This is a genomic window from Rhodococcus sp. G6(2025) (genome assembly GCF_058628105.1).
The window spans coordinates 6,427,315-6,445,106 of the sequence record NZ_CP179750.1 but is presented as its reverse complement, the minus strand read 5'-3'; the positions used below and the strand labels follow the sequence as shown (position 1 = coordinate 6,445,106).

The 17,792-nt window shown below is 69.7% G+C and carries 4 protein-coding genes; 3 read left to right on the top strand and 1 reads right to left on the bottom strand.

Annotated features, from left to right (window positions below; translation table 11 throughout):
- Window positions 1-12 precede the first annotated feature (12 nt).
- From ACLIVD_RS29860 to ACLIVD_RS29850, 3 genes are read left to right on the top strand one after another with little or no spacing between them, the layout of a single operon-like run.
- Complete coding sequence (locus tag ACLIVD_RS29860) at window positions 13-4,443, top strand: condensation domain-containing protein (protein ID WP_491931084.1); 4,431 nt, start codon at window positions 13-15, stop codon at window positions 4,441-4,443.
- Window positions 4,440-5,300, top strand: a complete 861-nt coding sequence (locus tag ACLIVD_RS29855; RefSeq protein ID WP_491931083.1) for a 3-hydroxyacyl-CoA dehydrogenase family protein — start codon at window positions 4,440-4,442, stop codon at window positions 5,298-5,300. The genes ACLIVD_RS29860 and ACLIVD_RS29855 overlap by 4 nt, the downstream gene beginning before the upstream one ends.
- Window positions 5,287-16,821: an amino acid adenylation domain-containing protein gene (locus ACLIVD_RS29850; RefSeq protein WP_491931082.1), complete on the top strand. Its 11,535-nt coding sequence runs from the start codon at window positions 5,287-5,289 to the stop codon at window positions 16,819-16,821. The genes ACLIVD_RS29855 and ACLIVD_RS29850 overlap by 14 nt, the downstream gene beginning before the upstream one ends.
- Here the strand turns inward: ACLIVD_RS29850 and ACLIVD_RS29845 are convergent.
- On the bottom strand, window positions 16,777-17,736 hold the full coding sequence (locus ACLIVD_RS29845; protein WP_491931081.1) for an alpha/beta hydrolase: 960 nt from the start codon (window positions 17,734-17,736) through the stop codon (window positions 16,777-16,779). The two genes, ACLIVD_RS29850 and ACLIVD_RS29845, sit on opposite strands and share 45 nt — an antisense overlap.
- Between the last annotated feature and the right edge of the window lie 56 nt (window positions 17,737-17,792).

Below are 17,792 nucleotides of genomic sequence, written 5' to 3'. Positions count from 1 at the left end.
GAGGAGACAACCGTGAGCGTGCGACATCCCACACCGGGTGACGACGACATCGCCGTGGTCGGCATCGCCGCGCGCTACCCCGAGGCCGCGAACCTGGCGGAGTTCCGCGCCAATCTTGCGGCGGGCCGGGACTCGGTGCGCCCGCTGTCCCGGTCACGGGCAAAGGCGACCGGGCTGGGGCCTCCCTCCCACTACCACGCGATGGGTTTCGTCGAGGACATCTCCACGTTCGACTACACCTTCTTCACCCTGTCGAAACGGGAAGCGTCGCTGATCGACCCGCAGCAGCGTCTCGCACTGGTCCTCGCGTATCAGGCGGTCGAGGACGCCGGTTATTCGGTGGCCGAGTTCCGCGACAGCGCGACGGCGGTGGTGTTCAGCGCCGCCACCTCGACGTATCCGGCGATGTGGGCGGAACCGGGTGTGCTGAGCACACTGGGCAACGTTCCGTTCGCCGTGCCGGCCCGGATCGCGTACCAGCTCGGCCTCACCGGACCCTGCTACGCCGTCGATTCGGGGTGCAACGGGTCGCTGATCGCGGTGCACCACGCCTGCCGGGAGCTGCGGTCGGGTGACGCCGATTTCGCCCTCGCGGGTGGAGTCAGTCTGCGCGTGAACGGCCTCCGCGCGGACATGGCGGAGGGATCCGCGGAACTGATGTCACCCGGCGGGCGTTGCCGCGCGTTCGACGCGAACGCGGACGGCACCGCGGTCGGGGAGGGTGGGGCGGCGCTTCTCCTCACCACGATGGCCCGCGCCCGTGCGGATCGCGTCCCGGTCCACGCCGTGATCCGTGGCACCGCAACGGTGTCCAGCGGTCATTCGTCCGCAACCATCAGCTCCCCGAGCGCGCGGGCGCAGGTGGCCGTCATCTCCCGGGCCTGGCAGAAGGCGGGTCTCACCCCGGACGATGCCGGGTACCTCGAGGCCCACGGATCGGGAACTCCACTGGGCGACGCGGTCGAACTCGAAGGGATCACGACCGCGTTCCGGGACCGTTCAGGCGTCCTGCCGATCGGTTCGGTGAAGACCAACATCGGTCACCTCGACCACGCCGCCGGGGTGTCCGGCCTCGTGAAGGCGATCCTGAGTGTCGAGCACGGCGAGTTGTACCCGTCGCTGCACTTCGACCGACCCACCGGCGGAGTCGACCTCGCGGGCAACGGAATCGAGGTGGTCACCGAGGCCCGGACGTGGAGCGACGAGACCGGACCCCGGCGGGCCGGGGTGAGTTCGTTCAGCCTCGGCGGCATCAACGCACACTGCGTGGTGGAACAGCCGCCGGAGCGCGCCGCCGGATCCCGCGCGGGCACGACGACTCGGCTGGTCGGGGTGTCGGCGAAGAGCGTGGGCGCCCTCGCGACGCTGTGCGCCGAACTGGGGACGGCCGTGCGCGGGCACGACCTCGACGATGTGGTGTTCACCCTCAATCGCGGTCGCCCGCACCACGACCACCGGGTGGCGGTGCACGCACGCAGCATTGCCGAACTCTCGCAGTCGCTCGCTGCGCGCGCCGCCGAACTGGGTGCCCGCGGCGAGGACTCCGCACCGCCCACCCGGCAACGCCCCGCCGTGGCGTTGCTGCTGTCACCCGACCGGATGCCGCCCGCACTGCGCGGCCGCAGCCTGCCGTCGGAGCTTCCCGCCACCGGCGACGAGGCGGACCTCCTCGCCGGCCAGATCGCCGTCCACCGGGACCTCCGCGCCGCCGGGGTCACCGTCGACGCCGTCCTCAGCGGTGGCGTGTCCAGGTACGCGGCCCGGTATGTGCGGGACACACTGTCGGCGGTGGAGGCCGCCGACATCGCCGCCGCAGCCGCGGACCCCTCGATCGACACGGACCGGCTCGTCGCCGTCGCGAAGGGCATGCTCGCGGACGGACCCGTCGTCTTCGTGGAGCCGAGCCCGGAGGGACGCCTCGGGGCACTGCTCGCCGATGCCCTCCGCGACACGCCGGACGCCGACATACTCCGCGCGCCGGACACGTCCGACGCGGTCACACACCTCCTCGCCGGGCTGTACGAGCGCGGAATCGACCTCGACTGGGCAGCCGTCGACCGCGGTGACGACTCCGCCTGGCGAGTGCGACTACCCGGACACCCACTGCGCGGCTCGCGGTGCTGGTTCGACCTCCCAGGTCGACCCGACTGGGCCGACGCCCCGGACAATCCGTCGGCGGAACCGAGCCCGCAATCGGCGACGGCCGCGCCGGAAGACAGCCTCGACTGGTTGCAGACGACACTGCGCGAGTTGCTTCACAGCGAAAGGGACGTCGGCGCCGACGACGACTATTTCGACCTCGGTGGAAACTCGCTCATCGGCATGCAACTCGTCGACCGGGTGTCGGACCGATACGGGGTCCGGCCCAAACTCATCGACCTCTACGAAAGGCCGAAGGTCGCAGACTTCGCCGCACTCCTCGCGGCCGGCACGTCCGCGTCCGGTGGGCTGCCCCCGATCGTGCCGCGGGGGCGGCACGTGATGTCGTTCGGTCAGGTACGCATGTGGTTCCATCACCAACTCGACGCCGCGACCACCATCTACAACCTGCCGATGGTCAGCGAATTGCACGGTCCGATCGACGAATCCGCCGTCCGGGGTATGTGGGACGATCTCGCCGCACGGCATCGGGTGCTGCTGTCCAACTACGTCGAGGTGGACGGGGAGCCGGAACTGCGGATCCGCGAATCCCTCGGCGACTTCTTCCGCACCGCCGACGTGTCGGGCGAACCGGATCCGGTGGCCGCGGCCCGGGCACTCGTACACGAGGTCGCGGTGGCGCCGTTCGATCTGGCCGCCGACCCGCTGGTGCGGGCACTGCTCATCAGGATCGGCCCCGACGAGCACGTTCTGCAGGTCACCACCCACCATTCCGTCAACGACGGGGGTTCGCCGAGGATCTTCGAGCAGGAACTGCCCGCCCTGTACGCGGCACGCCGAGCCGGTCGCCGCGCCGATCTCGCCCCGCTCCCCATCGAGTACTGGGATTACGCCCTGTGGCAGCGGGAACTGATCGCGAGCGCCGCGCTCGACTCCGAACTCGAATACTGGAGAACCGTCCTGGAGGACGTTCCGCTGCTCCGGCTGCCCACCGACTTCCCGCGCCCGGAGCGGAAGAACTTCACCGGCGCGTTCCACACGTTCACCGTCTCCGAGGACCTGACACGGAGGCTGCGGGCCGTGGCGCGGAGGGAGTCCGTGTCGCTGTTCGTGGTACTGCTCTCCACGTTCTACCTCCTCATGGCGGGCCGCAGCCGCCAGCGCGACCTCGTGGTCGGGACACCCACGACCGGACGCAACCGGCCGGAACTGTCCGGCATGATCGGGTACTTCAACAGCACGGTGGCGCTGCGCGCCGACCTGTCCGGGGACCCGACAGTCGCGGAGTTGTGCGCACGCGTGCGTGATGTGGTGCTCGGTGCCCTCGAACACCAGGAGATCCCGTTCGACCGCGTCGTCACCGCACTCACCGGCGACCGGGACCTGAGCCGGACACCCCTGTTCGACGTCTGCCACGTCCATCAGGAACTGCCGGCGCTGCAGTCGCAGCAAGGACTCACCGAGACGCTGTTCGACCAGGAGGATCCCGCGGCGATCGCGTTCGGCGGGGTGCCGTCCGGCACGGCCAAGTTCGATCTCACCCTCGTCACCACGGAGCGGGGCGGCGAGGACGGCATGGCGGCCGGGCTCGAGTTCAGCACGGAATTGTTCACCGAGCAGACTGCCGCCGCGTTGTGCGCCGAGTACGTTCGCATCCTCGACGGTGTCGCGGATTCTCGTCGTACACAAAACATTTCGGTGTTTCTGAACGACGCGGCGCCGGCGCCGATGTCGCGACTGGTGGCGCCGCCCCTGGTCCCGGCGGATCGGCCGCGGCAGCCCTCGACCGGCGCGGAACCGCCGAGCTACTCGACCGCACGGGTGACGGCCACGCTCGACGGTCAACCGGGCGACCCGGAACTCCTCGCCGCCTGGCTCACGCTCCTCGCCTGGTACACGGCGCAGGACGAGGTGGCGGTGGGCACGGCCGCAGGACCGGAGGCATCGCCGCGGATCGTGGCCGTGGACCTGTCCGGCGACCCCACCTACCCGGAACTGGTGGAGACCGTACGCCGGGAGCTGTCTTCGGGCAGTCGCGCGGCCGACACGGCGACGCAGCACTTCCCGGTGCGCTACGACGGGGAGCGCGACGACAATCCCGAGCGGGCAGACCTGTCACCCGTCGAACTCGGGCTGTCGTGGACCCGCGGCCCCACAGCCCTCACCCTCGAACTCGACTACGCCACCGACCTCTTCGACCGGACCACGGCCACCGCGATGCTCACCGACCTCCGGCGGCTGCTTGCCGGACTCGTGACTCATCCCGACCTGCCCACCCAGGAGGTGGCGATGGAGTACGTGCACCAGGACGACACAGGCTTTTCGACGGAGGCGGCGCGATGAGTGAAGGCAGTGCGATGAGCGTCGGTGTGGTGGGGGCGGGGACCATGGGCGCCGGGGTGGCCGAATGTCTCGCGCAGGCCGGCCACGACGTGATCGTCGTCGACCCCGACCCGCAGGCCGTCGACCAGGCGCGATCTCGGATGCGCGACTCGCTGCGGCTCGCGATACTCCTCGGCCGGGCCGGTGGTCCGAAACCCGCCGAGGTCACCGCGCGGGTGCACTGGACCGGGCAGCTGACCGATCTGCGGGACGCCGCCGTCGTCATCGAATGCGTCCCCGAGCGAATCGACCTCAAGGAGAAGGTCTTCGCCGAACTGGACCGTGTGTGCGCACCCGACGCGCTACTCGCGTCGTGTACCTCCGGCATCCCCGTCGACCGACTCGCCTCGAGTACCACGAGACCGGAACAGGTTGTCGGACTGCACTTCATGAACCCCGCCCCGCTCAAGGACACCGTCGAGGTGGTGCGGGGGCCGCGGACGTCGCCGCAGTCGCTGGACCGTGCGCTGACGCTCCTCGCCACACTGGACAAGACCGGCATCGTCGTCGGCGACGGACCCGGATTCCTGCTCAACCGTGTCCTCATGCTGTGTATCGTCGAGGCGGCAGCCGCGCTCGGCGACGGTATCGCCGACGCGGAGACCACCGATGCGTTGTTCGAAGGCTGCCTCGGCCATCCGATGGGACCACTGCGGACCGCGGATCTGATCGGCCTGGACAACGTCCACGACACGATGACCGCGCTGCGCGAATTGACCGGCGACGATCACTACCGCCCGCCCGAGTCGCTCGTCGCCCTGGTCGAGGCCGGTCATCTCGGGCGTAAGACCGGGCGAGGATTCCATGAGTACCGGTGAGGTGCTGCCCCTCACCTACGACCAACTCGCGGTGCTCCGTGCCGGGGCACACGACGCCTCCTTCGGTCAGTATCTCGAACTCGACGGGCCGCTCGACGAAGACCGACTCTGCCGGGCACTGCAGAAGACGTTGGCCGAATGCACCGGCCTGCACAGTACTTTCGTGCTCGACGGCCCGGAACCCGGCCAGGTCACCGGCGCCGCGGTGACCGGCCCGGACGTCCTCGACGCCGCCGGGTCCGACGATCCCGGCCGACTCGTGACGACGTGGATCGACCACGAGCTGAACCGGCCCATGGACCCCGGCACCGGACCGCTGTACGTGCACGTCCTGTTCCGGCTGCCGCACGGCGGATACGGGTGGTTCCAGCGTTACCACCGGCTGGTGAACGACGAACCGGGCATGACGGCGATCGTCCGCCGCGCCGCCGAGGCCTACGAGACGGGGGACGCCGCTCCCACCTCGCCGCCCGAGTCCCGGCCGTTCGTGTCGCCCTCCGTCCCGCTGACCGCGGATGCGCGATACCGCGAGAGCGCCGCGTGGGCGGACGACCGCCGCTACTGGGAGCACCTGCTCGCCGGAGCGCCGCGACACGAGACCCCGCCCGGACCGATCGCCGAAGGGGAGAACCTCGGCTCGTTCACCATTCCCGCCGACGGCGCGCTCGTGCGGCTCGCACGCCGCAGCGGTGGTGGTCCCGACGCCGTTCTGCTCGCCGCGCTGGCGGTGTACTGGCACAGCCGCACCGCCGTCGAAGACGTGCTGGTCGGGCATCGGTCGCACGGGTCCACCACACCCGTGAGGCTTTCCCTCGCACCGCAACTCACGTTCGACGCGCTGACACGGCACGTGGGTCTGCAACTGCGAAGATCCCGACGACACCGGTACCTCGTTTCCGAAGATGGTGCGGCGGACTCCTGGCCGGTGGCGGGCGGCATGCGGGAACCGCTCGGCGTCGAGCGCATCGGTGAGGGTGCTGTCGCCGTCGTGAAGCGATGGGACTCCGGCGGCGACGGGATGGTCGTGGAGGTCGACGACCGCGACGGGTCCTGGACCGTCGACGTGCACGGTCCCGGCGACGCGCAACGTGTCGCCCACATTCTCGCCGCCGCGATCGGGGCACCGGATGCGCCGCTCGCCGGGCTGGATGTGTTGGGTTCGGGTGAGCGGGGTGTGTTGGTGCCGGTGCGGGGTGGGGTGGGTGTGGGGGTGCGGTTGTTGCCGGAGATTTTGGCGGGGGGTGTGGGGTTGGGTGGGGGTGGGGTGGCGGTGTCGTGTGGGGGTGTGGAGTTGTCGTATGGGGAGTTGGATGAGTGGTCGAATCGGTGGGCGCGGGTGTTGATCGGGCGGGGTGTGGGTCCGGAGTTGGTGGTGGGGGTGGCGGTGCCGCGGTCGGTGGAGTTGGTGGTGGCGGTGTGGGCGGTGGTGAAGTCGGGGGCGGCGTTCGTGCCGGTGGATCCGGGGTTGCCGGAGGTGCGGGTGCGGGAGTTGTTGGTGGATTCGGGTGCGGTGGTGGGGTTGTCGGTGTCGGGGGTGGTGTTGCCGTCGGTGGTGGAGTGGTTGCGGGTTGATGATGTGTCGGTGGTGGCGGGGGTGTCGGGGGGTGTGGTGTCGGATGGGGAGCGGACGGGGCGGTTGGTGGGTGGGTGTGCGGCGTATGTGATGTATACCTCGGGGTCGACGGGGCGTCCGAAGGGGGTGGTGGTGACGCATGGGGGGTTGGCGAATTTGGTTGAGGAGGTGCGGGTTCGGTTTGGTTTGTGGTCGGGGTGTCGGGTGTCGCATGTGGCGTCGCCGAGTTTTGATGCGTCGGTGTACGAGTGGTTGATGGCGTTTTCGGTGGGGGCGCGGTTGGTGGTGGCGCCGCCGGGGGTGTTCGGGGGTGCGGCGTTGGGGGAGTGGTTGGCGGTCAATGGGGTGACGCATTGTTTTGTGACGCCGTCGGTGTTGGCGACGGTGGAGGAGGGGGCGTTGGGGTCGGTGCGGGTGTTGGTGGTGGCGGGGGAGGTGTTGGGGCCGGAGTTGGTGGCGCGGTGGGCGCCGGGGCGGGAGTTGTTCGATGCGTATGGGCCGACGGAGGTGACGGTTCAGGCGACGGTGAGTGATGCGTTGGTGGCGGGGGGTGTGGTGACGGTGGGTGGTCCGGCGGTGGGGGTGGAGGTGGTGGTGCTGGATGGGTGGTTGCGGCCGGTGCCGGTGGGTGTGGTGGGGGAGTTGTATGTGGGGGGTGCGGGGTTGGCGCGGGGGTATTTGGGGCGGGCGGGGTTGACGGCGGGGTCGTTTGTGGCGGATCCGTTCGGGGGTGTGGGTTCGCGGTTGTATCGGACGGGGGATTTGGTGCGGTGGGATGGGTTGGGGTCGTTGGTGTTTGTGGGGCGGGCTGATTTTCAGGTGAAGGTGCGGGGGCAGCGGGTGGAGTTGGGGGAGGTGGAGTCGGTGTTGGGGCGGTGTCCGGGGGTGGCGGCTGCGGTGGTGGTGGTGGGTGAGGGTGGTCGGTTGGTGGGGTATGTGGTGCCGGAGGTGGGGGTGCGGGTGGATCCGGGTGTGGTGGTGGAGTTTGCGGGGTCGGTGTTGCCGGGGGGTGTGGTGCCGTCGGTGGTGGTGGTGTTGGGGGAGTTGCCGGTGACGGCGAGTGGGAAGTTGGATCGTGCCGCACTCCCAACTCCCGTCGTTGCGCGTGGGCCACACCGCGCGCCCCGGACAGCGGCGGAGCACACGCTGGCGTCGGTGTTCGCCGAGGTGCTGGGGCTCGACCAGGTCGGGTTGGACGAGTCGTTCTTCGCGCTGGGCGGCGACAGCATCCTGTCGATCCGGCTCGTATCCCGCGCCAAGGCACGCGGATTGGTGTTCACGCCGCAGCAGGTGTTCGAGCACCGGACCGTGGCAGCGCTCGCGGCGGAATCGGCGATTGCGGACGGTGAGACCACAGTTGCCCTCGCCGAACTCGCGGGCGGCGGAATCGGCACGTTCCCGCCGACGCCGGTGATCCGGTACCTGATCGAGCGCGGCGGGCACTTCGAGCGGTTCAGCCAGAGTGTGCTGCTCGACCTCCCGGAAGGCATCGACCCGGACCGGCTCCTCGCGACGATCACGGCGGTGCTCGCACGACACGACATGCTGCGGTCGCGGCTCTACCAGGACGCGAACGGGCAGTGGCAGATGGAGACTCGTGCCGCGACCGAGATCGACACCGACACACTGGTCCGGCGTATCGCCTTCGACCCGGCGACCGATCCCGGCATGCTGGCAGAGCTGATCGCGACCGAACACCAGGCGGCCGTGGAGAGATTGCGCCCGTCCGACGGAGTTGTCGTCCAGTTCGTGTGGCTCGACCCGGAGCCCGCCGCCGCGGCCCCGGCCCGGACGGGACGGGTGATCGTGGTCGCGCACCACCTCGCGGTCGACGGGGTGTCGTGGCGGATTCTGCTGCCCGACTTCGCCGCCGCCTGGTACCAGGTCAGCACCGGGAGCGTGCCGTCCCTCCCGGAACCGGCGACGTCGATGCGCCGGTGGGCGCACGCGCTGGCCGACGAAGCTGTCCGGAGCGAGCGAGCCGCCGAACTGGTGTGGTGGCAGAACGTCGTCGACGGACCCGACCCGCCGATCACCGAACGCCCCCTCGACCCCGGCCGGGACCTCGCGACCGCGCTGCAAGACGTGAGTGTCGAGACCTCCCCCGACGACACGTCCGTTCTGCTCACCCGCCTGCCGGAGCTGTATCACGGGGGTGTCCTCGACGTCCTGCTGACGGCGCTGGTGGTGGCGTCGTCGAGGTGGCGAGCCGAGCGGGGGATCCCGGGAAGGTCGATGCTGATCCGGCTCGAAGGGCACGGCCGGGAGCAGCAGGTGGTGCCGGGCGCCGACCTGTCCCGCACCGTCGGCTGGTTCACGACGGTCTTCCCTGTCCGCGTCGATCTCCAGGGCATCGACCTCGACGACGCGCTGGCCGGCGGCCACGACATGGGCAGCGCCGTGAAACGCGTGAAAGAACACCTCCGGGCAGTGCCCGACATGGGGATCGGTTACGGACTGCTCCGCTACCTGAACCCGGACACGGTCGGCAGTCTGCCGAGAGCAGAACCCGGGCAGATCAGCTTCAACTATCTCGGCCAGGTTCCGGATTCGGCCGATCACGACACCGCGGTCGGCTGGAGTCCCGCAGCCGGGTTCGGCGACCTGCGGTACGTCCCGGACCCCGACATGCCGGCGTCTGCCGCCGTCGAGATCAACGCGATCGTGATCGGCGGACGACTCCGGGTCGGGTTCGGTTTCCCGGACACCCTGCTCGCGCACGCCGAGGTGGACCGGCTGGCGAAGCGGTGGCGGGAAGCGTTGTCCGCGTTGGTGTCCCACGCTCGTGGTGGGGACGCAGGCGGACTCACACCGTCGGACGTTCCCCTCGTCGACGTGACCCAGAGCGACCTCGACACGTGGGAGGAGTGCTTCGGCGCGCTCACCGACGTGTGGCCGCCCGCACCCCTGCAGGCCGGCTTGCTGTTCCACGCCCTGCTCGCGAAACCGTCGATCGACGCGTACACGGTGCAGGTGGAACTGCACCTGCAGGGGGCCGTCGACCCGGCCCGGATGCGCCGCGCCGCACAGGCATTGCTGGAGCGGCACGCGAATCTGCGGGTGGCGTTCGTCCCCGCCCGAGACGGAACCTTCGTCCAGGTGGTTCCCGCGGCCGTCGACCTGCCGTTCCGCGAAATCGACCTCACGGACCTGCCCGAGGCCGCGCGCACCGCCGAACTGGACCGGGTGCTCACCGCCGATCGGGCCGTACCGTTCGACACGTCCCGGGCCCCACTGGTGCGGTTCCTGCTCGTGACCACCGGCAGCCACGAATCGCGGCTCGTGTGGACCAATCACCACACCCTCCTCGACGGATGGTCGATGCCGCTGGCGATCCGCGAACTGCTCGCGCTCTATGTGGCCGGAGACGATGGGTCTGCGTTGCCGCGACCCCGGCCCTACCGAGACTTCCTGTCGTGGCTGCACCGCCGGGACCCCGCGGAATCACGAGCGGCGTGGGCGACCGCGCTCGCCGGCGTCGACGGTCCGACACTGCTGCTGCCGGACGCACGGGGACGGCCGTTGTCGGCTCCTCCCGAGAGCGCCCTGTTCACCGTGTCCGGGGATTTGACCGCCGGCCTCACCACCCTCGCGCGTACCCGCAACACGACACTGAACACGGTGACGCAGGTGGCGTGGGGCATCGTGCTCGGCGCGGCGACGTCCCGCCACGACGTGACGTTCGGAAGCACCGTGTCCGGACGGTCGCCGCACCTGACCGGGGTCGAATCGATGATCGGATTGTTCGTCAACACCGTGCCCACACGCATCACACTGAACCCCCGGGAAACGCTGGGCCGACTGCTCGACCGGACACAGGCGGAACAGGCGGCCCTCCTCGACCACCACCACCTCGGTCTCGCCGACATCCAGCGAGCAGTCGGCCCCGACATCGGGTTCGACACGGCAACCGTCTTCGAGTCGTACCCGATCGACCGGGGAGGCCTGACCGAGAACACCGACCTCGCCGGCATCCGGGTGGTCGACGTGCGCGGCGTCGACGCCACACATTATCCGCTGAGCGTCGCCTTCTCGGTGGACACGCAGCTGCGCATGACGTTTCACTACCGACCCGACCTGGTCGACAGGGCCACCGTCGACGCGATAGCAGGCCGGGTCACCCGGGTGCTCGAGGCGATGGCCTCCGATCCGGACGTCACGGTGGCTCGGGTGGATGTGTTGGGTTCGGGTGAGCGGGGTGTGTTGGTGCCGGTGCGGGGTGGGGTGGGTGTGGGGGTGCGGTTGTTGCCGGAGATTTTGGCGGGGGGTGTGGGGTTGGGTGGGGGTGGGGTGGCGGTGTCGTGTGGGGGTGTGGAGTTGTCGTATGGGGAGTTGGATGAGTGGTCGAATCGGTGGGCGCGGGTGTTGATCGGGCGGGGTGTGGGTCCGGAGTTGGTGGTGGGGGTGGCGGTGCCGCGGTCGGTGGAGTTGGTGGTGGCGGTGTGGGCGGTGGTGAAGTCGGGGGCGGCGTTCGTGCCGGTGGATCCGGGGTTGCCGGAGGTGCGGGTGCGGGAGTTGTTGGTGGATTCGGGTGCGGTGGTGGGGTTGTCGGTGTCGGGGGTGGTGTTGCCGTCGGTGGTGGAGTGGTTGCGGGTTGATGATGTGTCGGTGGTGGCGGGGGTGTCGGGGGGTGTGGTGTCGGATGGGGAGCGGACGGGGCGGTTGGTGGGTGGGTGTGCGGCGTATGTGATGTATACGTCGGGGTCGACGGGGCGTCCGAAGGGGGTGGTGGTGACGCATGGGGGGTTGGCGAATTTGGTGGAGGAGGTGCGGGTTCGGTTTGGTTTGTGGTCGGGGTGTCGGGTGTCGCATGTGGCGTCGCCGAGTTTTGATGCGTCGGTGTACGAGTGGTTGATGGCGTTTTCGGTGGGGGCGCGGTTGGTGGTGGCGCCGCCGGGGGTGTTCGGGGGTGCGGCGTTGGGGGAGTGGTTGGCGGTCAATGGGGTGACGCATTGTTTTGTGACGCCGTCGGTGTTGGCGACGGTGGAGGAGGGGGCGTTGGGGTCGGTGCGGGTGTTGGTGGTGGCGGGGGAGGTGTTGGGGCCGGAGTTGGTGGCGCGGTGGGCGCCGGGGCGGGAGTTGTTCGATGCGTATGGGCCGACGGAGGTGACGGTTCAGGCGACGGTGAGTGATGCGTTGGTGGCGGGGGGTGTGGTGACGGTGGGTGGTCCGGCGGTGGGGGTGGAGGTGGTGGTGCTGGATGGGTGGTTGCGGCCGGTGCCGGTGGGTGTGGTGGGGGAGTTGTATGTGGGGGGTGCGGGGTTGGCGCGGGGGTATTTGGGGCGGGCGGGGTTGACGGCGGGGTCGTTTGTGGCGGATCCGTTCGGGGGTGTGGGTTCGCGGTTGTATCGGACGGGGGATTTGGTGCGGTGGGATGGGTTGGGGTCGTTGGTGTTTGTGGGGCGGGCTGATTTTCAGGTGAAGGTGCGGGGGCAGCGGGTGGAGTTGGGGGAGGTGGAGTCGGTGTTGGGGCGGTGTCCGGGGGTGGCGGCTGCGGTGGTGGTGGTGGGTGAGGGTGGTCGGTTGGTGGGGTATGTGGTGCCGGAGGTGGGGGTGCGGGTGGATCCGGGTGTGGTGGTGGAGTTTGCGGGGTCGGTGTTGCCGGGGGGTGTGGTGCCGTCGGTGGTGGTGGTGTTGGGGGAGTTGCCGGTGACGGCGAGTGGGAAGTTGGATCGTGCCGCACTCCCCGCACCGGACGCTCCGGTGCGCCGATTCCGTTCTCCGGCAACCCCGTTCGAGGCCGTCGTCGCCGAAGTGTACGGCGACGTCCTCGGTGTCGACCGCGTCGGTGCCGACGACGACTTCTTCCGGTTGGGCGGAGATTCGCTGTCGGCCACCCGGGTCGTCGCACGGGTCGATGCCGCTCTCGGCGTCGGTGTCGGCGTGCACGCCCTGTTCGAGGCGCCCACCGTGGCCGGGTTCGCGGAGCGCGCGGCGAAAGCCGGAGTGCTGACGCACCGGCCGGAGTTGCGGGCAGCGCCGCGCCCCGAGCGTATTCCCCTGTCCCTGGCCCAGACCCGCATGTGGTTCCTCAACCAGTTCGACACCTCTTCGCCCGCCTACAACATCGCCATGGCGTTCCGGCTCACCGGCGCACTCGACCTCGACGCACTGCGGGCCGCGATGACCGATGTGGTGGAGCGCCACGAATCGCTCCGAACCCGATTCCCGATGGCCGGCGACGAACCGGTGCAGGTGATCCTCTCCGCTGCGGATTCGATGCCGGACCTGCCTGTCACGACCGTGTCGAGCGACGAGGAGTTGCGGGAACGGCTGTCGGCGGCTGTCTCGGAAGGGTTCGACGTTACCGGGCAGATCCCCTTGCGGGCAGCCGTATTCGAGACCTCCGACACCGACCGGGTGCTGTTGGTCGTGGTCCACCACATCGTCGCGGACGGCGTGTCGATGGTCCCGCTCGCACGCGACATGATGGTGGCCTACACCGCGCGGGCGGCCGGGCACGCCCCGGAGTGGCACCCGCCGACAGTCCAGTATGCCGATTTCACGCTCTGGCAGCGTCAACTCCTCGGATCGGAAGACGATCCGCAGTCGATGGTGGCGCAGCAACTGGACTACTGGCGCACCACGCTCGCCGGTCTCCCCGCCGCCCTGGACCTGCCCTCCGACCGCCCACGGTCGATGCAACGCACACCCGACGGGAGCAGGGTCGGATTCGAGATCGAGGCCGGCCTGCACCGCCGGCTGCTGGCGACGGCGTCGGCGCACCAGTCGACCGTGTTCATGGTCGCGCACGCCGCCCTGGCCGCCTTCCTCGCGAGGATGTCCGGTACCGAGGACATCGCCGTCGGCACCCCGGTGGCCGGGCGCGGCGAGGCCGCACTCGACGACGTCGTCGGGATGTTCGTCAACACCGTGGTGCTGCGGACCGTCGTCTCCGACGCGAGCCGGTTCTCCGAACTGCTCGAACAGGTGCGCGACGTCGATCTCGGTGCGTACGCCCACGCCGAGGTGCCGTTCGAGAAGGTCGTCGAAGCGCTCGATCCGCCCCGCTCGACGGCACATTCACCGCTGTTCCAGGTGCTGCTCGAGTTCCAGAACGTCGAGCGCCCCGACCTTTCGCTGCCCGGCGTCGAGGTCGAGGGCATCGACCTCGGTGCCACGATCGCCAGGTTCGACCTGCAACTGACGTTGTCCGAGGAGTACACGGACGACGGAACGCCGGCAGGCATCACCGCCGGTTTCACCTACGCCACCGACCTTTTCGACGCCGAAACCGTCGCCGGCCTGGCCGACCGGTTCGTCCGGATGCTCGATGCGGCCGTGTCCGATTCGTCGATCAGGGTCGGCGACCTCGAGATCCTCGACGCCCTCGAACGGGACGAACTCGTGCCCATGCGCGGCTTCCCCGCGGCCGCGGAACGTACCCTCCCGGACGTCCTCACCGCGGGCGCCGCGCTCGCACCGGGGGCTACCGCGGTGTCGTGCGACGGCGTCACCGTGTCGTACCGGGAACTCGACGAGCGGTCGAACCGGCTGGCCAGGGCGCTGATCCGTCGCGGTGCCGGCCCGGACTCCTTCGTCGCGATCGGCGTGCCGCGATCGATCGAATGGGTGCTGTCGGTGTGGGCGGTCGCGAAATCGGGGGCGGCCTACGTGCCGGTCGATCCCGCCCTGCCGCCCGCGCGCACCGGCGGCATGCTCGAGGATTCGGGTGCGGTGCTCGGGTTGACGGTGACGGAGCACCGTGACCGGTTGCCCGGGGTGGTGCCGTGGCTGCTGCTCGACGATCCCGACGTGGCGAACGGGTACTCGAGCGACCCGGTGACCGACGCCGACCGTCTGCGTCCGCTGAGAGTCGAGCACGCCGCGTTCCTGCTCTACACGTCGGGATCGACGGGAACACCGAAGGGCGTCGTGATCACGCACGGCGGTCTCGCGAATCTCGCTGTGGAGGAACGGGAACGGTTCGCGTCGATGCACGGTGCCCGGGTGTCGCACCTGGCGTCGCCGAATTTCGACGCGTCCGTGTTCGAACTGCTGATGGCGTTCGCCGTCGGCGCGACTCTGGTGATCGTGCCGCCGAGAATCTTCGGGGGAAGGGAACTGGCCGAACTGCTCGAGGCCGAGCACGTCACGCACGCCTTCTTCACACCCACGATCCTGGATACCCTCCGCCCCGAGGACCTCCCCTCCCTGCGGATACTCGCGATGGGGGGCGAACGGTTCCCCCCCGAGTTGGCGGACCGCTGGACCCCGGGGCGCTTCGTCTTCAACGGGTACGGCCCGGCCGAGGCCACGGTCCAGACGACGATCAGCGAGGTGCTGTCCCCCGACGAACCGGTGAACGTCGGAGGCCCCGGGCGGGGCGTCGAGGTGATCGTGGTGAACACGTGGTTGCAGCCCGTTCCGGTGGGCGTGATCGGGGAACTGTGCGTCGCGGGGCCGGGGCTCGCGCGCGGCTACCACCGGCGGTCGGCGCTGACGGCCGCGTCCTTCGTGGCGAACCCGTTCGGCGAACCCGGCTCCCGCATGTACCGGACCGGCGACCTCGTGCGGTGGAGCGAGGTCGGCAGGCTGGAGTATGTGGGACGCAACGACTTCCAGGTGAAGATCCGGGGCCAGCGGGTGGAACTCGGCGAGATCGAATCGGTGCTGGCCCGCTGCGACGGCGTCGGCCGCGCGGCGGTCACCGTGCACAGCGGCACCGGCGACCGGCTGGTGGGATACGTGACCGCCGAAGCCGGTGCGAGCATCGACACCGCCGAGGTGCTCCGATACGCCGGATCCCATCTCGCCCCGTACATGGTGCCCACCCAGCTGGTGGTGCTCGACCGGCTGCCCGTCGGCCGCACCGGCAAGCTGGACCGGCGAGCGCTACCCGCACCGGTGCTCGCGCCCAGAGAGTTCCGGGCACCCGCCACCCCGGTCGAGGAGGCGGTGGCGGAGGTCTTCGCCGACGTCCTCGGCATCGACCGCGTCGGGGCCGACGACGACTTCTTCGAACTGGGAGGGAACTCGCTCGTCGCGACCCGGGTGGCGTCCGCGCTCCGCGACCGGCTCGGCACCGACGTCGTCCTGCAGTGGATTTTCCGCAACCCCACGCCGGAGGGCCTGGCCCACCGCATCGTCGACCCGTCGGCGCTCGGAAGCATGCCCGCCGACGACGTGCTGAACGTCGTCGTCCCGTTCCGGGCGTCCGGTGCGCAACCCGCGCTGTTCTGCGTGCACCCGGCGGGCGGACTCGCGCTGGGATACGCCGGACTGATGAAGTACGTCTCACCCGACCGTCCGGTGTACGGGCTGCAGCTGCCGATCCTCAGCGGCGGAACGACGTTCGAGTCGATGGAGCAGCTCGCCCACCGGTACGTCGTCGAGATGCGCGCAGTGCAGCCCCAGGGCCCCTACCACCTGCTGGGCTGGTCCCTCGGCGGTGTCATCGCCCAGGCCGTCGCCGTCGAACTCCGCGAGTCCGGCGCCGAGGTCGGCACGCTCGCGATGATGGACAGCTACGTCGCGGAGGGCGAAAACTTCGGTGACCTGGAGGTGAACGCCGAGGAGTGGCTGCACGGGCTGGGTGTCGAGTTCGAGGGCGAGGGCGAGGGCGGCACGTCGTACCGCGAGCAGCTGGTCGAGATGCTCGGACGATCCTTCGGCCGCGACCCCGCGTTCGCGTCGACCCTCCTCGGTCGCATCAGCACCGGCCTGGAGAACTCGAAGCAGATCTCCACCGGATACCGGCCGCGGGTGTTCGACGGCGACCTGGTGTTCTTCAGCGCCGCGCAGTCCGCCGACGGGGAGGAAGGCGAACGGCCGTCGCCGAGCGTCTGGCAGCCCGCGATCACCGGCGTGATCGTCGAGCACAAGGTGGAATGCGACCACCTGCGGATGACCACGCCGGAAGCCCTCGCGGTCATCGGGCCGATCCTGGAACACTCCCTGGGGTCACGCCCCGATCGCACTGCCGATGACGGGCCAGGACTCCCGTAACTCGGTCTCGAACAGCCCCCACGAATGCGTGCCCTGCGAGACGTAGGCGAACGTGGCGGGAATCCCCAGCGAGTGCAGCCGCGACTGGATCGCGGCCGCACACACGTTGGTCACCATCTCGACGACGCTGCCGCCGATCGTCTGGGGCACCACCAGCGCGGGGTCGTGGTTGTCGATGCTGCCGGGAAGCCCGTTGCCGCTCGAGACGAACAATTCTGTGCCGCGCAGTCGTTCGGCATTCAGCATCGGGTCGTGTACCCGCCACCGCGCATCCATGGCGGAGCCCCACATGTTGGCCGCATTGCCGCCGCCCCGCAGTTCCACCATCGACCGCACCATCGCCTGACCCAGCAGTCCGCTCGTCGCGGCACACCCGCTGTACGAGCCGACGGCCCGATAGAAACCCGGAGCCTGAATGGCGAGGTCGAGTACCGCGCCGCCCGCCATCGACACCCCGCCGATGGCGTTCGCCCCGGTGGTCTCGAATCGGCTGTCGATGGCTGCGGGGAGTTCACTCGTCAGGTACGTCTGCCACTTGTTCCGGCCGAGGACCGGGTCGTCGGCATCCCAGTCGGTGTACATGCTGTACTGGCCGCCGATCGGCATTACCACGTTGACGTGCTTGTCGGCGAAGAAGTCCCGCACACCGGTGTTGTTGAACCAGGAGATCCCGTCCGACCCGCCACCGATTCCGGTGAGCAGGTAGAAGGTGGGCGCCGGAGCGCCCGATGCGGGAGAGATGACGTCGTTGGCCACCCACCGGCCCATCGACTCCGAATACACGTCCACCCTGGTGATGCGGGGCTCCGCCGAAACCGACGGCGGGCCGAGCGCCGCCCACCCGGAAACGACCAGCAACATCACCGCCAGCACACGCAGAGAGAACGCGGATCGCAGAGCTTCGAACGGTCGCATGGACGCCCCCTGGCTGTGGCCTGCCCTTCCAATCTAGGACTGCGGGGTACCTGCTT